This is a genomic window from Collinsella sp. AM44-11, assembly GCF_003467145.1.
Taxonomy (GTDB): Bacteria; Actinomycetota; Coriobacteriia; order Coriobacteriales; family Coriobacteriaceae; genus Collinsella.
Window position 1 is genome coordinate 126,793 of the sequence record NZ_QSFE01000007.1, and the last position, 9,866, is coordinate 136,658.

The following is a 9,866-nucleotide window of genomic DNA, read 5'->3' on the forward strand; positions in this document are numbered from 1 at the left end:
TCCCGCACGCCCACGACTACCCGACGGGGACTGTGTTTTCATCTCTGATGCCCGCATTGTAGCACGTGTGAATGCGCCCGGCATCGCTGCTGACATGGCGCGACTGGGAATTGCTCCTCGATGCATCCCTGTGCATATTGCCTCCCCGGTTTCGAAACTTTAAAAAAATTCGAGTTTCGAAACCGAGGAGGACCGAATGATGGCTTGGGTAGACCGCAATACGTAGGAAGTTTCGCCATCGTCTATGCTGAACACGAGGTCGTCTTCCTCCAATCCGATCAGGCTGACCGAGCAAGCGGCACCTGGATCGACATTCCCCTGCACATGAACCCGCTTATGCGCGCGAACGGGGGGCTACAAGGGCGTGACCGCGCAGGAAGCGCTTGGGGTAGCGAACGGGGCCGAGCATCGCCCTGCGCCGGCCTTGGCATCAGGTCCTCGCGCTGGGCGGTAATCCGAGGATCGGGAGTAAGGATTTGCCCAGCATCGATAATGCTCAGCTATACCCTTATTCCGTCTCCCTGCTCTTGCGGTATTCCGCGAGCCTGTCGTTCAATTCGCGGGTCTCGCGGCTCAGCTTGGCGTTGAAAGCAAGAGTGAGGACCGCCAGGATGGCGAGAAAGACAACCGTGAAGGTAACCCACGCCCCGGGGTTGTTCACGGGAACCCAAGCAAAGACAAACGCCAATGCACAGAGGGCTGCGTAGAGGCAAACGTCGAACAGCGCCAGGCGCGCGGGATACGCCATCTGTCTGATCACCGCGGGCGTGAAGAACACGAACTGCAGCGCGGGGACGGTGACGCACGCGGCGAGAATCGACCAGCAATAGTTAATGCCCTGCTTGGCGGTGTCATCAGCGAAACAAGTCCCTAATGCCAAGAAGGCTATCATGGCAACAGTGAAGCCGATACAGGTGCTTTTCACGAGTTGCCTGAGGTTTTCCACGGGCGTCTTTTTATCGGTGTCGATAATGTCCCTGTTAATCATTTCGGTCTCCCTTCCTTCGTTTCGACTGCTTCAGACCGAGCTTCGATTTGACGTCGGGCGCATACTGGCGCGAGATAACGACCTGCTCACCGTTTTCCAAGGTGGCGATGATCCTGCCGTTGACGTCGGGCTTGAGGGCGGTGATCGCGCGGAAGTTGACGATGCAACCTTTCGCGATGCGCAGGAAGTCGCAGTCCGCCAGGCGCTCCTCCATCTCGTAAAGGCGCAGGCCCGTTTCGAGAACCGTGTCGGCCGTATAAATGAACGTGTGCTTGTCGACCGACTCGATGAACAGGACGTCTTCTGCGCTCAGCACGCGCGTGCAGCCGTCGGCCGTGCCCGTCACCTTCCTGTCAAGCATGCGCAGCCGAGCCGTTATATCAAGCACGCGGCGATCGACCCTTACGCAGACGATCGTGACTTCTATATCTTGAGCTGCTTCTCGCTCTTCGATTGTGATCTTCATGCGTCCTCCCTTCGGGTTGCTCTCATGCTAGCTGACGAAGATAGCTGAACCTTCGGCGTTTAACCAAGCTGCGCTGTCGAGGAACCAAGATGCAGACTGGATTTGAATGACACCCGAGGGCCTTCGTGTCCATTTCTGAACGCATCCAGCTATTGAAGCTCAAGACCGTGATCCGCCATTCCATCAAGCCGATTTAGCGAAACGGGCGCCGCCGTGCGGTCCGGCTTTTGGGGTTTATCAATTGGCAGTCCGCGATGATTGAGCAGGCTGCCTGCCTCACGGCAGGTGCGTAATTCCTTTAGTCGATTCATATCGAGGTGCGTTCTTTGCTCATCTTGTGGCGCAGAGTTATGAAACTCCCAAAAGTGTAATCAGATTCGAGTTTTAGGAGCAGCTCTTGAAATGCAGCAGACTCAGGAATCGTGACAGGTACCTCGAGGAAGCGATGCTCTTTCGTGATGCCGACCTTATCAAGGTAAGCACGGGCGCGCGAAGGACAAAGCGCAGGGGACGACCTCTCTAGGCCACACGTTACGCTCTGCGCGTCAAGGCGCTCCTCAAGACGAATTCAAATGAATGAGTGAGCATCATTGTCCCCGAGGACAAAGCGAGGCCGTTTTAGGGGCAGTGAAACTGGATTTATCGATCCTCTTGATCCAATCCAAGTTCTTTCAACTCTTTTTCGTTTTGGATATCTTCAGCGGTATTCTTGCCAGTGACAGCACCGTAGGCTTCTTTTATGCCGTTTTTCACTGCCCATTTGATAACGAAATACAGCGCAATCATCATTCCGAGCAGTTGCGGCGAGTGTCGACATTCGCCGATATAACATGGACACAACGTCCCGTTTGTGTTCTTCAATCGCCTGCACGTTCTTCCTATTCTTGGGTTGTCAAACAAGCCATAGAGAAAAGGAAGAAAACATGGACACCGACAAGATCTGCGCGGAATCGATCGCCAAGCAATACGCGCCCAAAAGCGCCTCCAAGCTCACCGCGCTCAAGAAGCTCGATGCCAAAGCAAAGCGCCCCGCGAACGTCTTCGCCTACAGCTTTGGCATCGCTTTCTCGCTGTTGTTGGGTGCGGGCATGTGCCTGACCATGGGTATGCTGGGACCTGGCGAGGGCACGTTGTTTGTGCTCGGAATCGTCCTTGGTATCTTGGGTATCGCAGGCGCAAGCGTGAACCTTGTGCTGTATCGCCGGATTCTGGAAACCTCTAAGAAGAAATACGCCTTTGAGATAATGGAGCTTGCCAAGGGAATTGCCGGCGAATAGCTTTTGGCATCAGGGAGAGGCAGGCTTGGGTGAACAGGCAGCAGAGCAGATACTTTACGACGGCGCAGCTTATGGACGAGACTTTGCTCGACTTGCTGCAGAACAAGGGCGCGGAGTTCATAACCGTTAAGGAGATTTGCAAGAAGGCCGGGGTGGGGCGCTCTACGTTCTACCTTCACTACCAGGGTGTCCCTGACCTCGTGAAGGAGTGTTCGGAGCATGTGAACACCAAGTTCTTCGAGCGCTTTGAACAAAGCGCCGCAGACACGATCGGGGCTATCCGTACGGCTTCCCTCGATGAGCTCGTTTTCGTAACCAACGAGTATCTGAGGCCCTACCTCGAGTTCGTTCAAGACAGCTGCTCCATCTATCGCGCGATGCTCGCAAACGGGCATACGCTGCAAGCTCAGGAGCGATTCGAGGCCCTAGCGAAGCACATCATCGACCCAGTGTTGGAGCGCTTTGGCTATCCCAGCGAGCAGCGGGCCTTTGTCATCAGTTTTTATGTGCATGGGCTCTCTGCCGTGGTTCAGGACTGGATCCAAAGCGGCTGCGAAACGCCTATCGATGAGATGGTGCGCATTATCAAAACCTGCGTGCACCCGAACGGCACGAACCGACGTCTTGCCAACGCTAAAGAGAGACGCGAATGAAACGATGTGACGGCGACGCCCCCTAGGCGCCAAGAGCGCGGGCCGCGCATCCGCCTTGAGAATACTGCGGAAGGAACGGGAAGCGAAAGCAGCAATCTACCTTGGTAAAGGGCGTGTGTCCCTTTCCGCTGCTCGCGCGGGCCGACTCCAGCCGTGCCGGGACCGCCAGCGCGGCCTCGAAGCCGTTTGCGGCGAGAACCAAGGAGGAGGGTTTCCCGTGATGGCGATAGGACGGAGGGGTTTCTGTAGGCGTGTAACCAGTAGGAGCTACTTATCGAAGCCCGCCGCCGCGGAGCTGCTCCTTGTAGTTCTCGCCCCAAGCTCTCATTGCGTCAAGAACGGGTCTGAGTGTCTGTCCCAGGTCGGTGAGCGAGTACTCCACCCGTGGGGGCACCTCTGCGAACGCTTCACGATGAACGAGCCCCGTTTCCTCCATGGTTCGTAGGTTGCTGGTAAGAACTTTCTGCGAAATCTTGCCGATCGAGCGTTGCAGCTCCTTAAAGCGCATCGTGCCTTTGAGCGAGAGTTCGCGCAGGATGAGCACCTGCCACTTGTTGCCGATGAGTAAAAGCGTTGTCTCCACTGGGCAGGCAGGCAGGTCCTCCAAAGTCGGTGCCGTCATATTCGCGAAACCTCCGTCTGCAATCATGCACGTCATTTACATTAGTTTCCTTTTGGTGCTTACAGCACTATTATGTGCCTACTTTCCATTATATACCTTTGACGCGTATCGTATGAGCTGCAAGGAAAGCGGCGGCGAGTGCCGCAGGTCGAAAGGAAAGCATGATGACCAAGAAAATCGCAGTTGTAGCAGCGAACGGCAGGGCCGGCAGCCTCATCGTTGAGGAGGCCGTGCGTCGCGGATTCGACGTGACCGCCATCGTACGCGGCGAGAATAGGACCGCCGCTCAGAACTCCGTCATCAAGGACGCACTCGAGCTCACGACGGAAGACCTCGAAGGATTCGACGCCGTGGTGGACGCCGTGGGCGGCTGGACGCCCGAGACCATCCCCGGTATCACCGACGCGGGCATCCACTTGGCTGATGTGCTGGTCGACACCGATGTGCGCCTGCTCATCGTGGGTGGCGCGGGCTCGCTGTTCGTCAACCCCGAGCATACGGTCACCGTCGATATGGGCCCGGACTTTCCCGATGACTGGAAGCCGCTGTCCGCCGCGGCCGGCAAAGTCCTTGCTCACCTTCGCGAAACGGACGGCCTCAAGTGGACCTTCATTTCCCCTGCTGCTGACTTCCAGGCCGACGGCGAGCGCACCGGTGAGTATATCTTGGCGGGCGAGGAGTTCACGCTCAACAGCCGCGGCGAGTCAACGCTCTCGTACGCTGACTATGCGATTGCCATGGTCGATGAGATCGAGTCCGGTAACCACGTCGCCCAGCGCATCTCGGTTGTGAGCAAGTAGCTTTATGCCGTTTGGGAAATGGGAGGGTCGATGCCAGCCGCGTCGACCCTCCCGTTGCGTACCGGGGCAACCAGTCTTGTTGCCTAAGTTGTGACATCTTAAACAATGGTTGAGTTTCAGAAGGGACGTTTTTGGCACTATCGAGCGTGAGCGTTTTCGTAGGCCTCTTTGATGTCTTCTGGCAAGCCGTCGGGAATCAGTGCCTTCAGCTCAGCCTCGTTGTTGCTCTGATTCAGCTGCTCGTAGTACCAGCATTTGTACTTCAGCATGTCCAGCGCGCGGTTCATGTTCGCGATCTCTAGCTCCATGTGGGTCTTCCGCTCCTCGAACATGGCCTTGCGTTTGGGGTATGTCGATGGACCCTCCGCGCACCATTCCATGAATAGACGGATGTCCTTGATCTCCATCCCCGCTTTCTTGAGGCATTCGATGACCCGAAGCGCCTCGAGTTCCGTATCGCCGAATTGCCGAATGCCGGACGTCCGCTCCAATGCTGGGAACAATCCCTGCTTGTCGTAATAGCGCAGCGTTGAGGCGGGCAAGCCGAACATCTCCGACACCTGTCCGATTGTGTACATGGCTCCTCCGAATCAATCTCGAATTCATTCCTTGACCTAAAGTCAGGTTTAGGTATTACCTTCATTCTCGTCATTAGAACAGGGATTGCAAAGGGTGTTTCGTAATGCGGAAACAGATTTGCACCTAAACCATCGACAGGGGGAGATCGATCATGGCAATTAAACAGACGGCAGGCAGAGATGCCCTAGGGGACTTTGCCCCCAAATTCGCACAGCTCAATGACGATGTGCTGTTTGGCGAGGTGTGGAGCCGAGAGGGCGAGCTTTCCCTTCGAGACCGCAGCGTGGTGACGGTGGTGGCGCTGATGGCGCAGGGACTGACGGATTCCTCGTTCCAATACCATCTGATGTCCGCAAAGAATAACGGTGTAACCAGGGCGGAGATAGCGGAAATCCTTACCCACGCCGCGTTTTACGCGGGGTGGCCCAAGGCATGGGCGGCCTTTCGCATGGCGAAGGAGGTCTGGGCGGATGACGATGCCGCTGATGCAAAAGCCGAGCACCAAAACGAGATGGCCTTTCCCATCGGTGCCCCCAACGATGCATTCGCGAAGTACTTTATCGGGCAAAGCTACCTCGCGCCTCTATCAACCGAGCAGGTTGGCGTCTACAACGTGACGTTCGAGCCCGGCTGCCGCAACAACTGGCACGTGCACCACGCCAAAAACGGCGGCGGACAGATTCTCATCTGCGTGGCTGGTCGAGGGTTCTACCAGGAATGGGGTAAACCGGCACAGGAGCTGCGCCCTGGCGATGTGGTCAACATCGCCCCGGGTGTGAAACATTGGCACGGAGCCGCGCCCGAGAGCTGGTTCTCCCATCTCGCGCTGGAGGTTCCGGGCGAGGAGGCCTCCAACGAGTGGTTAGAGCCCGTGGGCGACGGGGAATATCTCAAAGAGACTAACAAGGAGGCTTAAATACCTTCGCCGTCCGCGCCGCCGAGAGCGGGGCGCCCAAATCGGCCTGGATCGCCCCTGCCTTGCTTCCAAGCTGCAGCGGAGCCGAGCCGCCCGAGATGTTTACGCTCAAAAGGTGCGCATCCGGCAGCTTCGCGGTCATGCTCCAGAACGGGAGCGTGATGATGCCGGGGGTCATCTCGCCCACGCCGAGCTCCAGCAACAGCACGCGGCGATCGCTGCGCTCGCGCACGAAGCGCTCGTATCGTCCGAGGCTCTCGCGCCATACCGCACCCTGCAGAAACGTGTCATCGCGCACCCACGGCACAAGCTGCCAGCCGCAATGCGGGCATCGGGGGATATCCTCGCTGAGGACCTCGAACCCCGCCATGCCCGCGAGCATGCGTTCGACGTAGGGGCTCGCGTCGAAGAGCTCGTCGCAGCATGGCTGCTTGCACTGAAGGTGCGCGAAGCTTCCCTGATAGTTGCAGATCCTCTCGGTGGGAAACGTCTTCTCGACTTGGGTGTCCACATTGGTGCTCAGGATGAAGTAGTCCTTATGGCCGATGAGGGACCGTAGGTCGAGATAGGGCTGCGAGGCCAGCTCGCGCAGCATGAAGTCGATGTATCGCGCATAGTATGCCCATTGCTGCTCGAGGCTGGGGTAGAGGTGGTAGAAGCCGTCGAAAAGGCTCTTGACTACTTTCGATTGATGCTCAGTGCCCATTGTATTCGCTACGATTAAACTCGGCACAGGGGATACTGGTTTTCCGTGCGAAAACGCTCATGCCGCTAAATTGAGCGACCGCCTGTACTGCAGCGGGATCATCCGCCCGAGCGATCCCTTAATCCGTCGCCCGTTGCGCCAATCGGCAGAAGCCGCGCGTGGACGCTGATCGCTCGAGCGAATCGTCGTCGGTTTTCGTTTAACGATTTCTTTTTCCGCTATTATCTGACCCTCGGACTTCCTCGTGATAGAAGTAGTCCACGATCACCGGATGCCCCTGGGGGACTCTGCCATAAGGCATTTCGTTGTCCACAAAGGGGCAATCGTACTTCTTGGCCATTTCCTCGGCTTTTACTTCAAGCGCTTCAAAATAGCTACGGTTGCGCTTGTTATAGATCTCATCGTAAAGCGGTACGAGATTGGGATGTTTCTCGGCGATATAATCCAGGATCGCTTTTTTGAAACCACCCCGAAGATTGAGATTTTCGAGCCAAAACAAATCGCACCGATCCTTTACTCGCTCAAAAATCATCTCAAAATCCGTGATGCCGGGAAATACCGGGGACACGAAGCAGACCGTACGGATACCTTCGTCATACACCTGCTTCATAGCAGCGATACGACGCTCGATGCTCGACGCGGAGTCCATATCGTTCTTGAAGTTCTCATCCAGCGTGTTGATCGACCATGAAACGGTCACTCGTCCAAGCCTCTTCAGCAGATCGATATCCCGTACCACAAGATCGGACTTTGTGCAGATCAGAATATCTGCATCGCTGCCAATCAGCTGCTCCAGGAGTTTCCTGGTATTCCCGAATCGCTCCTCCTGTGGATTGTAGCCATCCGTCACAGAACCGATAACCACCCGCTGTCCAGCGTATTTCTTCGGATTCTTGATTTCCGGCCAATGCTTCACATCAAGAAAGGTGCCCCATTCCTCCTTGTGTCCGGTAAAGCGCTTCATAAAGGAGGCATAGCAATACTTGCAGGCATGCGTGCAGCCTACATAGGGATTGACCGAGTAGCCGCCTACCGGCAGGCTGGACTTGGTCATGATGTTCTTTGCTTCCACCTCATTGATGAGGATTCCATCGATCACTTCCGCCATGTTCTCTGCACCTCCAGCACTCTTTCGAATTCTTCCGGCAATTCCTGAATCATGTTTTCGTCCCCTATGACAGAGACGAGGTCTTCCTTCATAAACATTGGAATGCCAAGCGCGTGCGCCTGGTCCGTCAAAGACCATGCCCACTCCGGTTCCGTATGAACCTTCCTGCTCTGCGCCCCGGTCATGGTACCGACGACGATCCAGTTGATTCCGGAAAGGTCGACCGTACCGGGATCGTCGAATAGCGGCTCAAAAGTAACGAAGAAGTGATTTGCTTTGACGTTTTTCCGAAGGGCGTCGATACGCCACAGCTCCGCTTTCCTCGTCACCGTAACGCCGAACCATGCGTTTTCCAGGTCGGTATCTAAATCCAGCAAATCGGGTCTCTTGGTCAGGAACAGGAACTGATGCTGTGGATTCTCATGGATCTTTGCAAATACCTCGTCTCGCCATTCCAGCTTCCACCCGGAGAGATCGCTCATGCCGGTAAGGAGAAAGTTCTGCGGGCGTTTCTTTTCCATCATCTTGAGCTTGCTCGGGAAGAACGCAGGATCAGCGAAGTCGTCAATCATATGCCAACGTTTCACATTGTTACGGGCATAGCAATATGGACACCCCACCGTGCAGCCGATGACGATATTCATATTCTGAATCTGATTTTTGATGCAGATGCTCATAACGCCTGCCTACCTGCCTCTCCCGTAAACACACAATCAGCCTCCCCCACCTTGCGGGCAAAAGCCTCGATATCTTGCTTGCAAGCAGCAGGCTCGCAATCGCTCAAATCGTATGACGTGCCGCCGTTTCGATAGACGGCCCGATGGGAAAACGATCGGCTGACAAGCCCGATGCCGAGCTTCTCGCACAGGGTCATCCGTGCTCCCTTTCAGCTATAAAAAACAGGTGTCTATAAACAGTATCCTTGTTGATTTTCGCAGGGGCAATGAACAAACGCGTGCACCTGTCGATAAACGAACAGCTACTGGACATTGTCAAACGACTCAGATTGGAGAGGCGATGGGAGAAACCAAGATCGACCGCCGGCGGCGCTACACCCTCTCGGTCATACAGGAGGCGTTCTTCGCGCTGCTGGCCGAGGTCGGCTTCGCGAAGATGACGGTGGCGGACATCTGCCGCCGCGCCGAGATCAACCGGGGAACGTTCTATCTGCATTGCGAGGATAAGTACGCGCTGCTCGATGCGCTTATCGACGAGGCATTGGCAGCGGCTCCCCCGCTTGAGGGGGTTGAATCGGCAAAGCTTTGCCAGCGTCCGCCGGCAGACGACGATTATCGCCTGCTTTATTCGGACAGCGACGCATACGCTCGCGTAGCCCAGCGCGTCATAGAACGCGGAGCGGAGCAGATGGTTCCCTGGGTCATGGAGAAAACAGGGCTTTCACGCGAAGACGCCTTCCTGCTCTTCGTCCACAACGTCCAGGGCAATCTGGCCGTCAACCGCCTGCTCGGCTGGAGACGAGGCCCCGAGTTCGCCCATGCCCAGGAGCTGCTCAACGCCTATTCCGAAGGGGGGTTACTGGCGGTATCCGCTCTTCGCGATTCCGATAACCCATCGTGACCTGCGATTCAGGAATACCAGCCTCCGAGCCCTCTCGTTCGGAGGCTGCGGCTAAAACCTCATTGCGCGTCTACCGCTCCGCGTTACTCGCCACCTGCCCGCGCCACCGAGAGCAGGGCGCCCAAATCGGCTTGGATCGCCCCTGCCTTGCTTCCAAGCTGCAGCGGAGCCGA

At 56.4% G+C, this 9,866-nt stretch carries 14 protein-coding genes; 5 read left to right on the plus strand and 9 right to left on the minus strand.

All coding sequences use genetic code 11. The features are described from left to right. Positions 1 to 508 precede the first annotated feature (508 nt). From DW943_RS06260 to DW943_RS10370, 3 genes are all read right to left on the minus strand, one after another. Positions 509 to 988 carry a DUF3021 family protein gene (locus DW943_RS06260; protein WP_117765241.1) on the minus strand — a complete coding sequence of 160 codons (480 nt, stop codon included), beginning with the start codon at positions 986 to 988 and terminating at the stop codon, positions 509 to 511. After that, positions 981 to 1,454 carry a LytTR family DNA-binding domain-containing protein gene (locus DW943_RS06265; protein WP_117790868.1) on the minus strand — a complete coding sequence of 158 codons (474 nt, stop codon included), beginning with the start codon at positions 1,452 to 1,454 and terminating at the stop codon, positions 981 to 983. Before DW943_RS06265 ends, DW943_RS06260 begins: the two co-directional genes overlap by 8 nt. A 639-nt stretch (positions 1,455 to 2,093) precedes the next feature. After that, positions 2,094 to 2,315, minus strand: coding sequence for a DUF6019 family protein (locus DW943_RS10370; protein WP_147346295.1), 222 nt, complete (start codon positions 2,313 to 2,315; stop codon positions 2,094 to 2,096). A gap of 62 nt (positions 2,316 to 2,377) precedes the next feature. Here DW943_RS10370 and DW943_RS06270 point away from each other — a divergent pair, with 62 nt between their 5' ends. Then, a complete protein-coding gene (locus tag DW943_RS06270; protein ID WP_117862508.1) occupies positions 2,378 to 2,731 on the plus strand; it encodes a dihydropteridine reductase in 354 nt (117 codons plus the stop codon). Between the two features lie 29 nt (positions 2,732 to 2,760). Continuing rightward, on the plus strand, positions 2,761 to 3,384 hold the full coding sequence (locus DW943_RS06275; protein WP_117862509.1) for a TetR/AcrR family transcriptional regulator: 624 nt from the start codon (positions 2,761 to 2,763) through the stop codon (positions 3,382 to 3,384). 271 nt (positions 3,385 to 3,655) lie between these two features. Here DW943_RS06275 and DW943_RS06280 read toward each other — a convergent pair whose 3' ends face one another. Then, the gene (locus tag DW943_RS06280; protein ID WP_370448073.1) at positions 3,656 to 4,033 is read right to left on the minus strand and encodes a winged helix-turn-helix transcriptional regulator; all 378 of its coding nucleotides are present in this window, start codon (positions 4,031 to 4,033) and stop codon (positions 3,656 to 3,658) included. 137 nt (positions 4,034 to 4,170) lie between these two features. Between DW943_RS06280 and DW943_RS06285 the strand changes: the two genes are divergently transcribed. Beyond that, positions 4,171 to 4,806 carry an NAD(P)-dependent oxidoreductase gene (locus DW943_RS06285; RefSeq protein WP_199572804.1) on the plus strand — a complete coding sequence of 212 codons (636 nt, stop codon included), beginning with the start codon at positions 4,171 to 4,173 and terminating at the stop codon, positions 4,804 to 4,806. 137 nt (positions 4,807 to 4,943) lie between these two features. Here DW943_RS06285 and DW943_RS06290 read toward each other — a convergent pair whose 3' ends face one another. After that, positions 4,944 to 5,384 carry a MerR family transcriptional regulator gene (locus tag DW943_RS06290; RefSeq protein WP_117862511.1) on the minus strand — a complete coding sequence of 147 codons (441 nt, stop codon included), beginning with the start codon at positions 5,382 to 5,384 and terminating at the stop codon, positions 4,944 to 4,946. 152 nt (positions 5,385 to 5,536) lie between these two features. Between DW943_RS06290 and DW943_RS06295 the strand changes: the two genes are divergently transcribed. Beyond that, on the plus strand, positions 5,537 to 6,301 hold the full coding sequence (locus tag DW943_RS06295) for a carboxymuconolactone decarboxylase family protein (protein WP_117862512.1): 765 nt from the start codon (positions 5,537 to 5,539) through the stop codon (positions 6,299 to 6,301). On the opposite strand, the gene DW943_RS06300 is transcribed toward DW943_RS06295, so the two are convergent. From DW943_RS06300 to DW943_RS06315, 4 genes are all read right to left on the minus strand, one after another. Further along, positions 6,285 to 7,007, minus strand: coding sequence for an NAD-dependent protein deacetylase, SIR2 family (locus tag DW943_RS06300; RefSeq protein WP_117862513.1), 723 nt, complete (start codon positions 7,005 to 7,007; stop codon positions 6,285 to 6,287). The genes DW943_RS06295 and DW943_RS06300 overlap by 17 nt on opposite strands. A gap of 199 nt (positions 7,008 to 7,206) precedes the next feature. Continuing rightward, positions 7,207 to 8,115 (minus strand): radical SAM mobile pair protein B, encoded by a 909-nt coding sequence (locus tag DW943_RS06305; protein WP_055252675.1) that lies wholly within the window; start codon positions 8,113 to 8,115, stop codon positions 7,207 to 7,209. Then, complete coding sequence (locus DW943_RS06310) at positions 8,103 to 8,792, minus strand: radical SAM mobile pair protein A (protein ID WP_055252677.1); 690 nt, start codon at positions 8,790 to 8,792, stop codon at positions 8,103 to 8,105. The genes DW943_RS06305 and DW943_RS06310 overlap by 13 nt, the downstream gene beginning before the upstream one ends. Next, entirely contained in the window at positions 8,789 to 8,989 is a 201-nt protein-coding gene (locus DW943_RS06315; protein WP_089572807.1) for a hypothetical protein, read from the minus strand. Before DW943_RS06315 ends, DW943_RS06310 begins: the two co-directional genes overlap by 4 nt. Before the next feature lie 143 nt (positions 8,990 to 9,132). Here DW943_RS06315 and DW943_RS06320 point away from each other — a divergent pair, with 143 nt between their 5' ends. Then, on the plus strand, positions 9,133 to 9,693 hold the full coding sequence (locus DW943_RS06320) for a TetR/AcrR family transcriptional regulator (RefSeq protein ID WP_117862514.1): 561 nt from the start codon (positions 9,133 to 9,135) through the stop codon (positions 9,691 to 9,693). Positions 9,694 to 9,866 lie beyond the last annotated feature (173 nt).